Genomic DNA, 18,071 nt, shown 5'->3' on the forward strand with positions numbered 1-18,071 from the left:
GACGGGCGGCACGGCGGTCGCCGTCGCCTGGGACGGGGCGGCACGCGGCGTCCTGGCCGTCGCGGACACGCTCAAGGAGACCAGCGCCGAGGCGGTCGCGGACCTGCGCGCGCTCGGTCTCACCCCGCTCCTGCTCACCGGCGACAACCGGGCCGCGGCCGAGTCCGTCGCGCGGGCGGTCGGCATCTCCCCCGACGACGTGATCGCGGAGGTCCTGCCCGAGGACAAGGTCGACGTGATCAGGCGGCTGCAGGCCCGGGGCCGCAGCGTCGCGATGGTCGGCGACGGGGTCAACGACGCCGCCGCCCTGGCCGCCGCCGATCTGGGTCTGGCCATGGGCACCGGCACGGACGCGGCGATCGAGGCGGGCGATCTGACGCTGGTGCGCGGCGATCCGCGGGTCGCCGCCGACGCGATCCGGCTCTCCCGCCGCACCCTGGCCACGATCAAGGGCAACCTCTGCTGGGCCTTCGGCTACAACGTCGCCGCGCTGCCGCTGGCCGCCGCCGGACTGCTGAATCCGATGATCGCGGGAGCGGCCATGGCCTTCTCGTCGGTGTTCGTGGTGACAAACAGCCTTCGATTGCGGAGATTCAGCTAGCCAGGCCTGGACCTTCACGCAATCCACACGGCACAATTGCAGCACTCTTACGAGAGGGGCCCACATCTGCATATCGGGCCTCTTGCGTACACACGGGACATATGCAAGAGACGCAGATCACACCGATGGGCACGTAACCCTTTGCCGGTCTCGTGAGTCTAAGGAGGCGATGCAGGAACGTCTTGGGGGACGTTTCCGTATCGAGCGGGGCCGTCTTGGGGGACGGACCCGACTGCGTTGGCCGGGGCACGTGCACCGGGGAGCTTGAGCGGCCCACCCGTGCGTACGTGTTCCCGGCGGCCGACGTGGACACCACAGACGCCCGGCCGGATCCCGTGGGGGGAATCCGAACCGGGAAAAAGGAAAGCGCCCCGACTGTCAGCCCGTGGGGGGACTGGCAGGGGGGCGCTTTCCGTACTTTCAGGGGCCCGCGCTCCAGGAGCGCGGCGGCCGGCTCAGCGTCTCAGCGCTCTTCCACGGGAACGAAGTCCCGCTCGACGACGCCCGTGTAGATCTGGCGCGGGCGGCCGATGCGCGATCCCGGCTCCTTGATCATCTCGTGCCACTGGGCGATCCACCCCGGCAGCCGGCCCAGTGCGAAGAGCACCGTGAACATCTCGGTCGGGAAGCCCATGGCCCGGTAGATCAGGCCGGTGTAGAAGTCGACGTTCGGGTAGAGCTTGCGCTCGACGAAGTAGTCGTCGGCCAGCGCGTGCTCTTCGAGCTTGAGCGCGATGTCGAGCAGCTCGTCGCTCTTGCCGAGCGCCGAGAGGACGTCGTGCGCCGCCGCCTTGATGATCTTCGCCCGGGGGTCGAAGTTCTTGTAGACGCGGTGCCCGAAGCCCATGAGCTTCACGCCGTCTTCCTTGTTCTTCACCTTGCGGATGAAGGTGTCGACGTCGCCGCCGGAGGCCTGGATGCCTTCCAGCATCTCCAGGACCGACTGGTTGGCGCCGCCGTGCAGCGGGCCCCACAGCGCCGAGATGCCCGCCGAGATCGACGCGAACATGTTGGCCTGCGAGGAGCCGACCAGACGCACGGTGGACGTCGAACAGTTCTGCTCGTGGTCCGCGTGCAGGATCAGCAGCTTGTCCAGCGCGGAGACGACCGTCGGGTCCAGGTCGTACTCGGCGGCCGGCACCGAGAAGGTCATGCGCAGGAAGTTCTCGACGTAGCCGAGGTCGTTGCGCGGGTAGACCACCGGGTGGCCGACCGACTTCTTGTACGCGTACGCCGCGATCGTCGGAAGCTTGGCGAGCAGGCGGATCGTCGAGAGGTGACGCTGCTTCTCGTCGAACGGGTTGTGGCTGTCCTGGTAGAAGGTGGACAGCGCGGAGACGACCGACGACAGCATGGCCATCGGGTGGGCGTCGCGCGGGAACCCGTCGTAGAACCGCTTGACGTCCTCGTGCAGCAGGGTGTGCTGCGTGATCTCGTTCTTGAAAGTGGAGAGCTCGTCGACGGTGGGGAGCTCGCCGTTGATCAGCAGGTACGCCACCTCGGTGAAGGTGGAGCGCTCGGCCAGCTGCTCGATCGGGTAACCGCGGTAGCGCAGGATGCCCTGCTCGCCGTCGAGGTAGGTGATCGCGGATTTATAGGCGGCGGTGTTGCCGTATCCGCTGTCGAGGGTCACCAGTCCTGTCTGGGCCCGGAGCTTCCCGATGTCGAAGCCCTTGTCGCCGACGGTGCTGTCGATCACCGGGTAGGTGTATTCGCCATCGCCGTACCGCAGTACTACAGCGTTGTTGGTGTGCTCGCTCACGTCTCGTCCCTCACCGACGTAGTGCCTCTTCTTCGAGGTGCCCTGACTGTCTCTACCATCCCCCACTTGGCCCAGCAGAGTGCACTCGGGGTCGACCATTGGGCCTATTGGCGGCACTGAGTGCCGCTAACCTGCTCATCCTGCCCCCTTCGCCCCGGTTCCGGAAGTGCCGTGTGACCTTCGCGACGAATCTGATCGATCAAATCTTTTGAAGGTGTGCACCGGACAGCCGGAAATCGAGTGCTGTACACCGTCTGCCCGCCGAAACCGTGCGCACCGCCTGACCTAGAGCCTTCCGTGAACCGACCAGGACCACCAGCCTCTTCGCGCGGGTGACCGCCGTGTAGAGCAGGTTCCGCTGGAGCATCATCCATGCTCCGGTCGTGAGCGGGATCACGACGCACGGATACTCGCTGCCCTGCGAGCGGTGGATCGTCACGGCATAGGCGTGCGCCAGCTCGTCCAGTTCGTCGAAGTCGTACGGGACTTCCTCGTCCTCGTCCGTCCGGACGGTCAGTTTCTGCTCGTCGGCGTCGAGGGAGGTGACGACGCCGACCGTGCCGTTGAAGACGCCATTGGCGCCCTTGTCGTAGTTGTTCCTGATCTGCGTGACCTTGTCCCCGACCCTGAACACCCGGCCGCCGAACCGCTTCTCGGGCAGCTCCGGGCGGCCGGGCGTGATCGCCTGCTGGAGCAGGCCGTTCAGCGTGCCCGCGCCCGCCGGGCCGCGGTGCATGGGAGCCAGCACCTGGACGTCACGCCGCGGATCGAGCCCGAACCTGGCAGGGATGCGGCGCGCGGCCACGTCCACCGTCAGCCGGCCCGCCTCCTCCGTGTCCTCCTCCACGAAGAGGAAGAAGTCCTTGAGGCCCTGGGTGAGGGGCGGCGTACCGGAGTTGATGCGGTGGGCGTTCGTGACGACGCCGGACTCCTGGGCCTGGCGGAAGATGCGGGTGAGCCGGACGGCGGGGACGGGGCTGTCGTCGCTGAGCATGTCGCGCAGCACCTCGCCCGCGCCGACGCTCGGCAGCTGGTCCACGTCCCCGACGAAGAGGAGGTGGGCACCCGGTGCGACCGCCTTCACCAGTTTGTTGGCGAGGAGCAGGTCCAGCATGGACGCCTCGTCGACCACGACGAGGTCGGCGTCGAGCGGCCGGTCCTTGTCGTACGCGGCGTCGCCCCCGGGCTTCAGCTCCAGCAGCCGGTGGACCGTGGACGCCTCGGCGCCGGTCAGCTCGGCGAGCCGCTTGGCCGCGCGCCCGGTCGGCGCGGCCAGCACCACCTTCGCCTTCTTCGCCCTGGCCAGTTCGACGATCGAGCGCACGGTGAACGACTTGCCGCAGCCGGGACCGCCCGTCAGGACGGCGACCTTGCGCGTCAGCGCGAGCCGCACGGCCTCCTCCTGCTCGGGCGCGAGGTCCGCCCCCGTACGCCCCGCCAGCCAGGCCAGCGCCTTGTCCCAGGCGACGTCCCGGAAGGCGGGCATCCGGTCCTCCGCGGTGCGCAGCAGCCTCAACAGCTGCGCGGAAAGGGACAGTTCGGCACGGTGGAAGGGGACGAGGTAGATGGCGGTGACGGGTTCGCCGTGCTCGCCGGGCACCTGTTCCCGGATGACTCCGGGCTCCTCGCCCGACTCCTCGTCGGGCAGGGCCAGTTCGGCGAGGCATTCGATGACGAGGCCCGTGTCGACCTGGAGGAGCTTCACCGCGTCGGCGATCAGCCGCTCCTCGGGCAGGTAGCAGTGGCCCTGGTCGGTGGACTGCGAAAGGGCGTACTGGAGGCCTGCCTTGACGCGCTCGGGGCTGTCGTGCGGGATGCCGACGGACTGGGCGATGCGGTCGGCGGTGAGGAAGCCGATGCCCCACACGTCGGAGGCGAGCCGGTACGGCTGGTTCTTCACGACGGAGATGGAGGCGTCCCCGTACTTCTTGTAGATGCGCACGGCGATGGACGTCGACACCTCGACGCTCTGCAGGAACACCATCACTTCCTTGATGGCCTTCTGCTCCTCCCACGCGTCCGCGATCTTCTTGGTGCGCTTGGGGCCGAGGCCCGGCACCTCGATGAGCCGCTTCGGCTCCTGCTCGATGATGTCGAGGGTGTCCACGCCGAAGTGCTGCGTGATGCGGTCGGCGAAGACCGGGCCGATCCCCTTGACGAGCCCGGACCCGAGATAGCGGCGGATGCCCTGGATGGTCGCGGGCAGGACCGTCGTGTAGTTCTCCACCGTGAACTGCTTGCCGTACTGCGGGTGGGAGCCCCAGCGTCCCTGCATCCGCAGCGACTCCCCCGCCTGCGCGCCGAGCAGCGACCCGACGACGGTCAGCAGGTCGCCGGCGCCCCGGCCGGTGTCGACGCGCGCGACGGTGTACCCGGTGTCCTCATTGGCGTACGTGATCCGCTCGAGGACTCCCTCGAGCACCGCCATCGGCCGGGCACCGGCCGCCGCCTGCTCCTTCGCCATGGATCAGACGGTATCGGTGGGGTCCGACAACGGGACAGGGCCCCGGAGAAGTTGCCTGAAGGATCCTTTCTGCGGCCGTTCGGGCGAGTCTCCGGACATTCCGTGTCCAAAGGAATGATTTCGCGTGACGTCTTTTCACCGGGTGAGTTTCAACAGGTCGACAACCGCCTGAAAAGAACGGCTGTCACCACCCCCACGAAAAGGGAGAATCAAATGATCCGCAAGGTTCTGGCCGGCGCCGCTCTCGCGACCGCCGCTGCCGCCGCGACCGTCGGCACCGCGGGCGTGGCCTCGGCCACCACCGGTGGTGGCCCGGAGGCCGAGAACATGCAGACCAGCGCGCACGACATGAACCAGGCCGCGCGCGTCGCCTACGGCGACACCACCAGCGGAACGGGTGCCTCGGAGTTCGCCACGCGCAACGGTGACGTGGCCATCGCCGGTGACCCGGGCGGCGTCCTGAACAGCTACGGTGCCCCGTTCGTCGACGTCGACCTGCGCTGCGCCGTCCCCGCGGCCCAGGGTGTGGGCGGCAACGTCCTCGGCGGCCCGGTCACCACCTGCAACAACGCGCCGGTCGACCAGTTCGACGCGCCGGAGCGCATCATCTGAGCCCCTCCCCGGAGTTTTCCTTCCTTCGGAGACGGTTGCGGTAAAGCCCTCTTCCGATCGCGTCCTCCTTGCGCGACCGGAGAGGGCTTTCCGCTGCGCCGGTGCCCGAATGCGGACCTCCGGAATTCCGGGCTTCCGGGCTTCCGGTTCTCCTTATGGTCCGGCCTTCTCTTCCCGCACGACGACTTCCCGATGGCTGCCGACGCTCGTCGAGGGCATGTCGAGAGCGCCCGATGACTTTCCGTCCCCGCCCCGGTCATACGTGCACGACGCTCCAGCGCCTCACCGAAGGGCAGGAATACCATGACCGCCACCAAGGGCCCCGCCAGCTACTTCCCGTCCATCGAGAAGAAGTACGGGCAGCCCGTCTCGCACTGGCAGGAGCTCATCCGCTCCTCCCCGCTCAGCAAGCACATGGCACTCGTCGCCTGGCTCAAGGCCGAACACGGCCTCGGGCACGGCCACGCCAACGCCCTCGTCGCACACACGCTCACCGAGGACCGGGGGGCCTGACAGGGGGTCAGTTCAACGCGGACTCACCCGTGTTGGCCATGCGCAGGGCGCGCTCGACGGTCGCTCGGCGAATCCGTCGAACGTGACCACGGCAACCTGCATCACGCACAACTCCCCGACGAGCGGCTGAGGTTCAGCGCTCTCCCAGGGCCCCCTGCACGGCGCACGGGCCAATCGGCGGCCGTGGCCCGTGCCGGCCGGCTCAGATGCCGCCCATCGGCTCCGGGTCCACCTTCACCGGCGTCCCCCACACCCGCACGACCTCGTAGTCCGTGAACTCGTGCACCAGCCGGTACGCCGCCGCCGCGTCCGGCCGGCGGCGCTGGGCCGCCAGATAGAGGTCCGCCTCGCGCCGGTCGTGGCGCGGGGTGCCGCACAGCTGCCACACCTGCCCGTTCCACATCTCGGGGATCCAGCGCTGCTGGGGCTGGGGGCGGTCCTCGCGCGTGCCGTAGCGCGACAGGACGGGGCGCTGCTCGGGCTCCGGGCGGCCGGGTCCGCTGGCGAACTCCGAGCGGCGCGCCTTGCGGCGCCGGGTCTCGCAGATCAGGCAGAGGTCGGGGGCGGAGGCGTCCACCGCGCCGTTCGGATGCTCGGCGCAGCGGGTGGTCGGGGGCGCGCCCGTCGCCGTGTCCTCCAGGAGGTCGAGGGCTCTCTTCAGATCGCCCCGCCACTCGTGGAGCTTGTCCTGCGGTGTGTCCGCGGTGATCTCCTGGCCGTGCTCCCCGAGCACGCGCAGGGCGCGGCCGAGCGCGGTGAGCTGTGCGTGGTTCACCTGTCCACCGCCTTGTCCGCGCCGGGGCGCCGTCCGTCGTAACCCATGGCATCCACCCTGCCACGCGTCACTGACAACTCCCCCGCCCTGGGCGTGTTGCCCTGCGAGGTCGGGGACGCGGGGCACGGCGCGCCGGCCTGCGGCGTTGCCGTCGGTTGCCCACGCTCCACGTTGCCGCCCGCCTCCGCCTCGCCTCTCGACTTACCAGGTCCCGCTCACCCGCACAGAACGGCACAGGCCTCCTCGGCCGCGACCTGACCCGCCGGACAGGCCCTCGCTCCGCGTCCATCACGATCCGGTCACGACAACCGGAATCCCCCTTGCCAGCGACCCGTGTAATCGATTCCAATCCCTCATGCAAGCCGATGTAATCGATTCCATGCAGCCACAAGGAGGTGGTCTGTGATGTCTGCGATGTCTTCGAACGCGAGCATCAAGGATGTCGCTGCCGCGGCCGGGGTCTCCGTCGCCACGGTCTCCCGCGTCCTGAACAGCCACCCTTCCGTCAGCCCGGACGCCCGCGCCCGCGTGCTGGCCGCCGTGGAGTCGCTCGGCTACCGGCCCAACGCCGTCGCCCGTTCCCTGCGCACCGCCCAGACCCGCACCCTCGGCCTGGTCATCAGCGACGTGCTCAACCCGTACTTCACCGAACTGGCCCGGTCCGTCGAGGAAGCGGCCCGCTTGCTGGGCTACAGCGTCATCATCGGGAACGCCGACGAACGCCCCGACCTCCAGGACCACCACGTCCAGAACCTCCTGGACCGGCGGATCGACGGGCTGCTCGTCTCCCCCACCGACGGCGGCTCCCCGCTGATGCTGGACGCCGCGAGGACCGGCACCCCGATGGTCTTCGTCGACCGGTGGATCCCCGGGGTCGACGTGCCGGTCGTGCGCTCCGACGGGCGGGCCGCGATCCGTGACCTCGTCGCGCACCTGCACCGGCTCGGGCACCGCAGGCTCGCCATCATCTCGGGCCCGGCCGCCACGACCACGGGCAGCGAGCGCGTCAGCGCGTTCCGGGAGGCGCTCGCCTCGTACGCGCTCGACCTGCCGGACGCCTACATCGGGCAGGGCGACTTCCAGGCGGACAGCGGGCGGCGGGTGACCGAGGGCTTCCTCGACCTGCCCGAGCCGCCCGAGGTCGTGTTCGCCGCCGACAACCTGATGGCCCTGGGCGCGCTCGACGCGATCCGCGCGCGCGGGCTGCGCGTCCCGGACGACATCGCGCTCGCCGCGTTCGACGACATCCCCTGGTTCGTGCACACCGCGCCGCCGGTCACGGCGATCGCCCAGCCCACGAAGGAGCTGGGGCGGGCCGCCGTGCGCGCCCTGGTCGACCGCATCGAGGGCCGCCCGCCCGCCTCGGTGGCGCTCCCCGCCCACCTCGTCGTACGGCACTCGTGCGGCGAACCCGTCCCCCCGTCCCCCACCCGACCGCGTACCTCAACGGAGAGGAGCACCCGGTGAAACCGTCAGACAGCCCGGACGAGTTGCTGCGTATCGAGGGGATACGCAAGACCTTCCCCGGCGTCGTCGCACTCGACAGCGTCGACTTCGACCTGCGCCGCGGCGAGGTGCACGTCCTGCTCGGCGAGAACGGGGCCGGCAAGAGCACGCTGATCAAGATGCTCTCCGGCGCCTACACGCCCGACGAGGGCCGCCTCTACGTAGACGGCGAACAGGTCCGCATCCATGGCGCGCAGGACGCCGAGCGCCTGGGAATCGCGACCATCTACCAGGAGTTCAACCTCGTCCCCGATCTGACCGTCGCCGAGAACATCTTCCTCGGGCGCCAGCCGCGCCGCTTCGGTCTCATCGACCGCAAGAAGATGGAGGCCGACGCCGAGACGCTCCTCGCGCGCGTGGGCGTACAGGTCTCGCCACGCGCGCGCGTGCGCGAACTCGGCATCGCCCGGCTCCAGATGGTCGAGATCGCGAAGGCGCTCAGCCTCGACGCGCGCGTGCTCGTCATGGACGAGCCGACCGCCGTGCTCACCTCCGAGGAGGTGGACAAGCTCTTCGCGATCGTGCGCCGACTGCGCGAGGACGGTGTCGGCATCGTCTTCATCACGCACCACCTGGACGAGATCGCCGCCCTCGGCGACCGGGTCACCGTCATCCGGGACGGCCGGAGCGTGGGCCAGGTGCCCGCCTCCACGCCCGAGGACGAGCTCGTGCGCCTGATGGTGGGGCGGTCGATCGAGCAGCAGTACCCGCGGGAACGGCCGGACACCGGGGCCGCGTTGCTGACCGTCGAGGGGCTCACCCGCGACGGCGTCTTCCAGGACGTGAGCTTCCAGGTGCGGGCGGGCGAGGTCGTCGGCATCGCGGGCCTCGTGGGCGCCGGGCGCACCGAGGTCGTGCGCGCCGTCTTCGGGGCCGACCCGTACGACAGGGGTTCGGTGGAGGTCGCGGGGGCCCGGCTGCCGCGGCACGACGTGAACGCCGCCATGTCCGCCGGGGTCGGGCTGGTGCCCGAGGACCGCAAGGGGCAGGGCCTCGTCCTCGACCAGTCGGTGGCGGAGAACCTGGGGCTCGTGACGCTGCGCTCCGCGACCCGCGGCGGCTTCGTGGACCTCAAGGGCCAGCATGCCGAGTCCGCGCGGATGGCCTCCCAGCTGGGCGTGCGCATGGCGGGACTGGGGCAGCACGTGCGCACCCTGTCCGGCGGCAACCAGCAGAAGGTCGTCATCGGCAAGTGGCTCCTCGCCGACATCAAGGTGCTGATCCTCGACGAGCCGACGCGCGGCATCGACGTCGGCGCGAAGGTCGAGATCTACCAGTTGATCAACGAGCTGACCGCCGCGGGCCACGCCGTGCTGATGATCTCCAGCGACCTTCCCGAAGTGCTCGGGATGAGTGATCGCGTGCTGGTGATGGCGCAGGGGCGCATCGCCGGTGAGCTCGCCGCCGCCGACGCCACCCAGGACTCCGTGATGGCGCTCGCCGTCAGCGCCCCCTCCCCCACGAACGCCGTGAACGACAACGCCGTGAACGAAAGCGAGGCCCGCCGTGGCCACTGACACGCTCAAGAGCTCCGCGGGCACCAGTAGCGCCGCCTCGATCCGCCGCCTGCTGCTCGACAACGGCGCGCTCACCGCGCTGATCGTCCTCGTCATCGCGCTGTCCGCGTTGTCCGGGGACTTCCTGACCACCGACAACCTGCTCAACATCGGCGTCCAGGCGGCCGTGACCGCCATCCTCGCTTTCGGCGTCACCTTCGTGATCGTCTCCGCGGGCATCGACCTGTCGGTCGGTTCGGTGGCCGCGCTGTCCGCGACCGTCCTCGCGTGGAGCGCCACCAACCAGGGCGTGCCCGTCGTCCTCGCGGTGGTCCTCGCCGTCGCCACGGGCATCGTCGCCGGGCTCCTGAACGGTTTCCTCGTCGCGTACGGGAAGCTGCCGCCGTTCATCGCGACGCTCGCGATGCTGTCGGTGGCCCGCGGTCTCGCGCTGGTGATATCCGACGGCTCGCCCATCCCGTTCCCCGACTCGGTCTCGCACCTGGGCGACACGCTCGGCGGCTGGCTGCCGGTGCCGGTGCTCGTCATGGTCGTGATGGGCCTGATCGCCGCGGTGGTCCTCGGCCGTACGTACATCGGGCGTTCCATGTACGCGATCGGCGGCAACGAGGAGGCCGCCCGCCTGTCCGGGCTGCGCGTGAAGAAGCAGAAGCTCGTCATCTACGCCCTGTCGGGCCTGTTCGCCGCGGCCGCGGGCATCGTGCTCGCCTCCCGGCTCTCCTCCGCGCAGCCGCAGGCCGCCGACGGGTACGAGCTGGACGCGATCGCCGCGGTCGTCATCGGCGGCGCCTCGCTGGCCGGCGGTACGGGCAAGGCGTCCGGCACGCTCATCGGCGCGCTGATCCTCGCCGTGCTGCGCAACGGCCTCAACCTCCTTTCCGTGTCCGCCTTCTGGCAGCAGGTCGTCATCGGCGTCGTCATCGCGCTGGCCGTCCTGCTGGACACGCTGCGGCGCAAGGCCGGGGCGACGCCCGTGACGTCGGGCGCCGGCGGCGGCAAGGGCAGGCAGGCGGCGACGTACGGGCTCGCCGCGGTGGTCACCGTCGCGATCGTCGGGGCCACGTCCTTCCTGCACGGCGGTACGTCGTCCTCGGCGAACCCGAAGATGGGGCTGTCCCTGTCGACCCTCAACAACCCGTTCTTCGTGCAGATCCGGGCGGGCGCCCAGGCCGAGGCGAAGAAGGCCGGCGTGGACCTGACGGTGACGGACGCCCAGAACGACGCCTCGCAGCAGGCCAACCAGGTGCAGAACTTCACCAGTTCCGGCCTCGACGCGATCATCCTCAACCCGGTGGACTCCGCGGCCTCCAGCAACTCGGTGGCCGCCGCGAACAAGGCGAAGATGCCGGTCGTCGCCGTCGACCGGGGCGTCGACAAGGGCAAGGTCGCCACCCTCGTCGCCTCCGACAACGTCGCGGGCGGCGTGCTCTCGGCGAAGACCATGGCCGAGAAGCTGGGCGGCAAGGGCACGATCGTGATCCTGCAGGGGCAGGCCGGTACGTCCGCCGCCCGGGAGCGCGCGGCCGGCTTCGAGAAGGGCCTCAAGGCCTACCCGGGCATCAAGGTCCTCGCCCGGCAGCCCGCCGACTTCGACCGCACCAAGGGCCTCGACGTGATGTCGAACCTGCTCCAGGCGCACCCCGACGTCCAGGGCGTCATCGCCGCCAACGACGAGATGGCGCTCGGCGCGATCAAGGCGCTCGGCGCCAAGGCCGGCAAGTCCGTCCCCGTCATCGGCTTCGACGGCGAGGCCGACGGCATCAAGGCGGTGGAGGCGGGCACGATGTACGCCTCCGTGGCGCAGCAGCCGCGCGAGCTCGGCGAGATCGCCGTGCGCAACGCGGTACGGGCGGCGCAGGGCAAGAAGATCTCCGACGCGGTGAAGGTGCCGGTGAAGGTCGTGACGTCGAAGAACGCCGCCGACTTCCAGTGACCCGTTCCGGTTCGCATATCTTCGAGTGACGTACGAAGAAAGGCACAGCATGAACACGTACGACCTCCTCGTCGTCGGGTCGGCCAACGCCGACCTGGTGGTGGGCGTCGAGCGCCGCCCGGCCGCCGGGGAGACCGTCCTCGGCTCCGACCTGGTGGTCCACCCCGGCGGCAAGGGCGCCAACCAGGCGGTCGCCGCGGCCAGGCTGGGGGCGCGTACGGCGCTCCTCGCGCGGGTCGGCGACGACGGGCACGGCACGCTGCTGCGGGAGTCGATGGAGTCGGCGGGCGTGGACACGTCCGGCGTGCTGGTCGGCGGGGCGCCCACCGGGGTCGCGCTGATCACCGTCGACCCGTCCGGGGACAACAGCATCGTGGTGTCGCCCGGCGCGAACGGGCGTCTGACGCCCGAGGACGTACGCGCCGCCGGGGAGCTGTTCGCCGGGGCCCGGGTCGTCTCGACCCTGCTGGAGATCCCGCTGGAGACGGTCGCGGAGGTCGCCCGGTCGCTCGCCGACGGGGCGCGGCTCGTGCTGAACCCGTCGCCGCCGGCGCCGCTGCCCGACGAGGTGCTCGCGGTGTGCGACCCGCTGATCGTCAACGAGCACGAGGCCCGGGTGGTCCTCGGTGCGGAGACCGGCGAGGACCCCGAGGACTGGGCGCGGGCGCTGCTCGCGCTCGGCCCGCGCTCGGTGGTGGTCACGCTGGGCTCCGAGGGTGCGCTGGTCGCGGACGCGGCGGGGTCGCGGCGGGTGGCCTCGGTGAAGGTGAAGGCCGTGGACACGACCGGCGCAGGTGACGCGTTCACCGCGGCGCTCGCGTGGCGGCTCGGCACCGGGGAGTCCCTCGCGGACGCGGCGGCCTACGCGGCCCGGGTCGGCGCGGCCGCCGTGACGAAGGAGGGCGCGCAGGCGTCGTACCCGAGCGCGGAAGAGGTCGCCGCGCTGTGAAGAAGTCCGGCATTCTGAACCGTCATCTGGCGGGCGCCATAGCCGAGTTGGGGCACGGGGACGGGGTGCTCGTGTGCGACGCGGGGCTGCCGGTCCCGCCGGGTCCGCGCCTCGTCGACCTCGCCTTCCGGGCCGGGGTGCCGTCGTTCGCGGAGGTCCTCGACGGGCTGCTCGACGAGCTGGTGGTGGAGGCGGGCACGGCGGCGCGCGAGGTGCACTCCGCGAACCCGCAGGCGGCGGAGCTGCTGCGGGAGCGGGTGCCGTCGCTCGGCTTCGTCACGCACGAGGAGCTGAAGGCACTGGCGAAGGGGGCGCGCCTGGTCGTACGCACCGGGGAGGCGCAGCCCTTCGCGAACGTGCTGCTGCGGTGCGGCGTCTTCTTCTGAAGCACCTGGGGACCCGACGAGGGGCCCGGTCCGCGGACCGGGCCCCTCGGGCCTACCCCCTCCTGCGTCAGGACTTCCTCGATCCCCCCAGATCCCCCTCCAAAAGTCCTGACGCACGCTAGACCCGCCGGGTCCCCGAAAGGTTGCACGGCGGCGGAGCGTTTTCTTCCCGGGATTTTCAGGGTGCCGACATAACGGGGCACCCTTAGCGTTTGGGACATGAGCGAAGAATCCACGCCGCAGTCGCTGGAACAGGATGTCCTCGACGAGCTCGGCGAGAACAAGCTGCAGGAGCTCGCGGGCCTGCTCGGCACGGACGCCACCCAGGCGCAGGACGTCGTGGGCAGCACCGTCTCGGCGCTCTCCGGCGGCCTGCGGGAGCGGGCCGAGGAGAGCACCGACGGGGCGCAGGAGGTGCAGCAGGCCCTCGCCGAGACCGAGCAGCCACCGCTGCAGGGCGTCGCCACACTGGGCGGGCTCGGCGGCCTCGCCTCGGGCGGCCTGATGGCCGGTCTCCTGTCGAAGCTGAGCCGGCCGGTCGCGAACGCGGTCGCCAAGAAGACGGGGCTGCCCGCGGCGAACGTGGCGCGGGGGATCGAGATGCTGATCCCCGTCATCCTGGCCGTGATGACCAAGCGGGCCGCCCGGAAGAAGTAGCGGACCGGCCCGTACGCACATCCAGCCCCTCCGGCGTCCGAGGAGCGGGGCCCCGGGCGCAGCCCCGGAACCCGCGCGCCGGAGGGGCTGGAATCACGCGTGCTGCTTGAAGCGCTCGACCGTCTCCCTCAGCACCTCGCGGCCGTCCCGCGCCCACAGTCCGTCGTTGAACAGCTCGACCTCGATGGGGCCCGCATAGCCCTGGTCCTCGACCAGGCCGCGCCAGTACCGCATGTCGATCGCGCCGTCGCCGATCTGGCCGCGCCCGTTGAGCACGCCCTCGGGCAGCGGGGTAGTCCAGTCCGCCAGCTGGAACGTGGCGATGCGCCCCTGCGCCCCGGCCCGCGCGATCCCCGCGGGCGCCAGGTCGTCCCACCAGATGTGGTACGTGTCCACGCAGACGCCGACCTGGTGCGCGGGGAAGCGCTCGGCGATGTCCAGGGCCTGGGCGAGCGTCGAGACGACGCAGCGGTCGGCCGCGTACATCGGGTGCAGCGGCTCGATGGCGAGCCGGACCCCGCGCTCGGCGGCGTAGGGGGCGAGTTCGCCGAGCGCGTCCGCGATCCGCTCGCGGGCGCCGCGCAGGTCGTACGAGCCGGCGGGCAGTCCGCCGGAGACGAGGACCAGGACGTCCGTGCCGAGGGTGACGGCCTCGTCGACGGCCCGCTTGTTGTCGTCGATCGCGGCCGTGCGCTCCGCCGGGTCGATGCCGGTGAGGAAGCCGCCGCGGCAGTGCGTGGAGACGCTCAGGCCCGCGTCCCCGAGCAGCTTGGCCGCCGCCTCGACGCCGTACGCCTGGACGGGCTCGCGCCACGTGCCGACGTACTGGACGCCCGCTGCGACGCATTCCCCGACGAGTTCGGGCAGGCCGAGCTGCTTGACCGTCATCTGGTTGAGGGAGAAGCGCGGGTCGGCGATCGGGCCGCTCATGAGGTGACTCCGTACAGGGCGAGCAGGTTCTTCATACGGGACTCGGCGAGCCCCGGGTCCGGGAACAGGCCGAGGCCGTCGGCGAGTTCGTAGGCGCGCGCGAAGTGCGGCAGCGAGCGGGCGGACTGCAGGCCGCCGACCATCGCGAAGTGGTCCTGGTGGCCGGCGAGCCAGGCCAGGAGCACGACGCCGGTCTTGTAGAAGCGGGTCGGGGGCTGGAAGAGGTGGCGGGACAACTCGACGGTGGGGTCGAGGAGTTCGCGGAAGCCCTTGGCGTCGCCGGTGTCGAGCACCCGTACCGCCTGCGCGGCGAGCGGGCCCAGCGGGTCGAAGATGCCGAGCAGGGCGTGGCTGAAGCCGCGCTCGTCGCCCGCGATCAGTTCCGGGTAGTTGAAGTCGTCGCCGGTGTAGCAGCGCACGCCCTGGGGTAGACGGCGACGCAGCTCGACCTCGCGGCGGGCGTCGAGCAGCGACACCTTGATGCCGTCGACCTTGTCCGGGTGCGCGGCGATGACCTGGAGGAACGTCTCCGTCGCGGCGTCCAGGTCGGTGGCGCCCCAGTAGCCCTCCAGGGCCGGGTCGAACATCGGGCCGAGCCAGTGCAGGACGACCGGTTCGGTGGCCTGGCGCAGCAGGTGACCGTAGACGTCGAGGTAGTCCTCGGGGCCCGTGGCGACGGCGGCGAGGGCCCGGGACGCCATGAGGATCGCCTGCGCGCCCGTCCCCTCCACGAGCGCGAGCTGCTCCTCGTAGGCGGCCCGGACCTGGGCCAGGTCCCTTGCGGGGGCGGTGAGTTGATCGGTGCCGACCCCGCACGCGATGCGGCCGCCGACCGCCTTGGCCTCGGCCGCGGACCGCTCGATCAGCTCGGCGGCGCCGGCCCAGTCCAGGCCCATGCCGCGCTGCGCGGTGTCCATCGCCTCGGCGACGCCGAGGCCGTGCGACCACAGGTGGCGGCGGAAGGCGAGGGTGGCGTCCCAGTCGACGGCGGCCGGCGAGTCCGGCGTCGTGTCGGCGAACGGGTCGGCGACGACGTGCGCCGCCGAGAAGACGACACGGGACGCGAGCGGCGCGCCCGGGTCGACGGCGAGGGGCGTGGCGCGCGGCTCGTACGCCCGCAACTCCCCTGTGCTGCCCGGCAGGTGGATGGTCACAGCGTGATCTCCGGTACGTCGATGCGGCGGCCCTCGGCGGACGAGCGCAGGCCCAGCTCGGCGAGCTGCACGCCGCGGGCGCCGGCCAGCAGGTCCCAGTGGTAGGGCGCGTCGGCGTACACGTGCTTGAGGAAGAGCTCCCACTGCGCCTTGAACCCGTTGTCGAACTCGGCGTTGTCGGGCACCTCCTGCCACTGGTCGCGGAAGGAGTAGGTGGCGGGGATGTCCGGGTTCCAGACCGGCTTCGGGGTCGCGCTGCGGTGCTGGACGCGGCAGTTGCGCAGTCCGGCGACGGCCGAGCCCTCGGTCCCGTCGACCTGGAACTCGACGAGCTCGTCGCGGTTGACGCGCACGGCCCACGAGGAGTTGATCTGGGCGACCGCGCCGCCGTCCAGCTCGAAGATGCCGTACGCGGAGTCGTCGGCGGTGGCGTCGTAGGGCTTGCCGTTCTCGTCCCAGCGCTCGGGGATGTGCGTGGTGATCAGCGCCTGCACGGAGGCGACCCGGCCGAACAGCTCGTGCAGCACGTACTCCCAGTGCGGGAACATGTCGACGGCGATGCCGCCGCCGTCCTCGCTGCGGTAGTTCCACGACGGCCGCTGGGCCTCCTGCCAGTCGCCCTCGAAGACCCAGTAGCCGAACTCGCCGCGCACGGACAGGATCTTCCCGAAGAAGCCGCCGTCGATGAGCCGCTTCAGCTTCAGCAGGCCCGGCAGGAAGATCTTGTCCTGGACGACGCCGGACCTGACGCCCGCGGCCCGGGCGAGCCGGGCCAGCTCCAGGGCGCCGTCGAGGCCGGTCGCGGTCGGCTTCTCGGTGTAGACGTGCTTGCCGGCGGCGATCGCCTTCTTGAGGACCTCCTCGCGGCCGGAGGTCATCGCGGCGTCGAAGAAGATGTCGATGCTGTCGTCGGCGAGCACGGCGTCCACGTCGGTGGAGATGTTCGCCTCGTCGAGCCCGTGCTTGGCGGCCAGCGCCTTCAGCGCGTGCTCGCGGCGGCCGACGAGGACCGGCTCGGGCCACAGCACCGTGCCGTCGCCGAGGTCGAGCCCGCCCTGGTCGCGCAGGGCGAGCAGGGAGCGGACGAGGTGCTGGCGGTAGCCCATGCGCCCCGTCACGCCGTTCATGGCGATGCGCACCGTCTTGCGTGTCACGTGAGTCCCTTCGTCCGTTCCGTACGGCTCTGCGTACGCGGCAGCCACGAAATGCGCCCGCTCGCCGAATCCCGCGTAGCAAGCGCTTTCTATGTGAGAAGAAGCTAGCCTCTGCACAGCCGCTCGGACAAGAGCGGATACCGGACCGGATACGAGGATGGCTCGATGACCGTGACCCTGGCGGACGTGGCGGCCCGCGCGCAGGTGTCCCCCGCCACCGTGTCCCGCGTGCTGAACGGCAACTATCCGGTCGCCGCCACCACCCGGGAGCGCGTCCTCAAGGCGGTGGACGAACTCGACTACGTGCTCAACGGCCCGGCGAGCGCACTGGCCGCGTCCACCTCCGACCTGGTCGGGGTGCTGGTGAACGACATCGCCGACCCGTTCTTCGGGATCATGGCGTCCGCGGTGCAGTCGGAGATCGTCGGCCCCGGCGGCCGCGCCGGCGGCGAACGCCTCGCGGTGGTCTGCAACACGGGCGGCTCCCCGGAGCGCGAGCTGACCTATCTGACGCTGCTCCAGCGCCAGCGCGCGGCGGCGGTCGTGCTCACCGGCGGCGCGATCGAGGACGAGGCCCATGTGGCGGCCGTGGCAGGCAAGTTGAGGCGGCTGTCGGAGGCGGGCACCCGGGTCGTGCTGTGCGGGCGGCCGCCGGTGCCGGAGACGGACGCGGTGGCGCTCACCTTCGACAACCGGGGCGGGGGCCGGGAGTTGACCGAGCACCTCCTCTCCCTCGGCCACCGCCGGATCGGCTACGCGGCGGGTCCGCGGGAGCGCACGACGACCCGCGACCGCCTGGAGGGCCACCGCGACGCACTGGCCGCGGCGGGCGTGACGGAGTCGGACGGCCTGGTCGTCCACGGCCCCTACGACCGCGCGGCGGGCCATGCGGCCACGACCGAACTGCTCGCCCGCGACCCCGGGTTGACGGCGGTGGTCGCGGCGAACGACACGGTGGCGCTGGGCGCGTGCGCGGCGCTGCGGGAGGCGGGGCTGCGTATCCCCGAGGACGTCTCGGTGGCGGGCTTCGACGACCTGCCGTTCAGCGTGGACGCGGTCCCGGCGCTGACGACGGTACGGCTGCCGCTGGCGGACGCGGCGGCGCGGGCGGGCCGCATCGCGATGGGCCGCGAGACGGTGCCGGAGGGCGGGATCGAC

General features: G+C 71.1%; 16 protein-coding genes. 10 read left to right on the forward strand and 6 right to left on the reverse strand.

Annotation, left to right across the window (positions count from 1 at the left end; translation table 11 throughout):
* Positions 1-601 (forward strand): HAD-IC family P-type ATPase (locus G3I40_RS02760; RefSeq protein ID WP_164300541.1); only part of this gene is annotated, 601 nt, incomplete at its 5' end.
* Between the two features lie 463 nt (positions 602-1,064).
* On the opposite strand, the gene G3I40_RS02765 is transcribed toward G3I40_RS02760, so the two are convergent.
* Both G3I40_RS02765 and G3I40_RS02770 read right to left on the reverse strand, forming a co-directional pair.
* Positions 1,065-2,363, reverse strand: a complete 1,299-nt coding sequence (locus tag G3I40_RS02765; protein WP_164300542.1) for a citrate synthase — start codon at positions 2,361-2,363, stop codon at positions 1,065-1,067.
* A 199-nt stretch (positions 2,364-2,562) separates the two neighbouring features.
* A complete protein-coding gene (locus tag G3I40_RS02770) occupies positions 2,563-4,827 on the reverse strand; it encodes an ATP-dependent RecD-like DNA helicase (protein ID WP_239091482.1) in 2,265 nt (754 codons plus the stop codon).
* 213 nt (positions 4,828-5,040) lie between these two features.
* Between G3I40_RS02770 and G3I40_RS02775 the strand changes: the two genes are divergently transcribed.
* Together G3I40_RS02775 and G3I40_RS02780 are read left to right on the forward strand one after the other, a co-directional pair.
* Complete coding sequence (locus G3I40_RS02775; protein WP_164300543.1) at positions 5,041-5,439, forward strand: hypothetical protein; 399 nt, start codon at positions 5,041-5,043, stop codon at positions 5,437-5,439.
* Positions 5,440-5,742: 303 nt separating this feature from the next.
* Complete coding sequence (locus tag G3I40_RS02780) at positions 5,743-5,952, forward strand: DUF4287 domain-containing protein (protein WP_164300544.1); 210 nt, start codon at positions 5,743-5,745, stop codon at positions 5,950-5,952.
* A gap of 202 nt (positions 5,953-6,154) precedes the next feature.
* Here G3I40_RS02780 and G3I40_RS02785 read toward each other — a convergent pair whose 3' ends face one another.
* On the reverse strand, positions 6,155-6,727 hold the full coding sequence (locus G3I40_RS02785) for a hypothetical protein (RefSeq protein ID WP_164300545.1): 573 nt from the start codon (positions 6,725-6,727) through the stop codon (positions 6,155-6,157).
* A gap of 414 nt (positions 6,728-7,141) precedes the next feature.
* On the opposite strand from G3I40_RS02785, the gene G3I40_RS02790 reads away from it, so the two are divergent.
* From G3I40_RS02790 to G3I40_RS02815, 6 genes are all read left to right on the forward strand, one after another.
* Complete coding sequence (locus tag G3I40_RS02790) at positions 7,142-8,194, forward strand: LacI family DNA-binding transcriptional regulator (protein WP_164300556.1); 1,053 nt, start codon at positions 7,142-7,144, stop codon at positions 8,192-8,194.
* Positions 8,191-9,750, forward strand: a complete 1,560-nt coding sequence (locus tag G3I40_RS02795; protein ID WP_164300546.1) for a sugar ABC transporter ATP-binding protein — start codon at positions 8,191-8,193, stop codon at positions 9,748-9,750. Before G3I40_RS02790 ends, G3I40_RS02795 begins: the two co-directional genes overlap by 4 nt.
* Complete coding sequence (locus G3I40_RS02800) at positions 9,740-11,683, forward strand: substrate-binding domain-containing protein (RefSeq protein ID WP_164300547.1); 1,944 nt, start codon at positions 9,740-9,742, stop codon at positions 11,681-11,683. Before G3I40_RS02795 ends, G3I40_RS02800 begins: the two co-directional genes overlap by 11 nt.
* A 49-nt stretch (positions 11,684-11,732) precedes the next feature.
* Positions 11,733-12,632, forward strand: a complete 900-nt coding sequence (locus tag G3I40_RS02805) for a ribokinase (protein ID WP_164300548.1) — start codon at positions 11,733-11,735, stop codon at positions 12,630-12,632.
* A complete protein-coding gene (gene rbsD, locus G3I40_RS02810; protein WP_164300549.1) occupies positions 12,629-13,018 on the forward strand; it encodes a D-ribose pyranase in 390 nt (129 codons plus the stop codon). Before G3I40_RS02805 ends, rbsD begins: the two co-directional genes overlap by 4 nt.
* A gap of 219 nt (positions 13,019-13,237) precedes the next feature.
* Positions 13,238-13,675: a DUF937 domain-containing protein gene (locus tag G3I40_RS02815; protein WP_164300550.1), complete on the forward strand. Its 438-nt coding sequence runs from the start codon at positions 13,238-13,240 to the stop codon at positions 13,673-13,675.
* Positions 13,676-13,768: 93 nt separating this feature from the next.
* On the opposite strand, the gene G3I40_RS02820 is transcribed toward G3I40_RS02815, so the two are convergent.
* The 3 genes from G3I40_RS02820 to G3I40_RS02830 are packed head-to-tail and all read right to left on the reverse strand — an operon-like array spanning position 13,769 to position 16,913.
* Complete coding sequence (locus G3I40_RS02820; RefSeq protein WP_164300551.1) at positions 13,769-14,605, reverse strand: sugar phosphate isomerase/epimerase family protein; 837 nt, start codon at positions 14,603-14,605, stop codon at positions 13,769-13,771.
* On the reverse strand, positions 14,602-15,759 hold the full coding sequence (locus G3I40_RS02825) for a dihydrodipicolinate synthase family protein (protein ID WP_164300552.1): 1,158 nt from the start codon (positions 15,757-15,759) through the stop codon (positions 14,602-14,604). Before G3I40_RS02825 ends, G3I40_RS02820 begins: the two co-directional genes overlap by 4 nt.
* Positions 15,756-16,913, reverse strand: a complete 1,158-nt coding sequence (locus G3I40_RS02830) for a Gfo/Idh/MocA family oxidoreductase (protein WP_164300553.1) — start codon at positions 16,911-16,913, stop codon at positions 15,756-15,758. Before G3I40_RS02830 ends, G3I40_RS02825 begins: the two co-directional genes overlap by 4 nt.
* 165 nt (positions 16,914-17,078) lie before the next feature.
* Between G3I40_RS02830 and G3I40_RS02835 the strand changes: the two genes are divergently transcribed.
* The coding region (locus G3I40_RS02835) for a LacI family DNA-binding transcriptional regulator (protein ID WP_164300554.1) at positions 17,079-18,071 on the forward strand (993 nt) is incomplete at its 3' end.

Source organism: Streptomyces sp. SID14478, assembly GCF_010548525.1.
Lineage (GTDB): Bacteria > Actinomycetota > Actinomycetes > Streptomycetales > Streptomycetaceae > Streptomyces.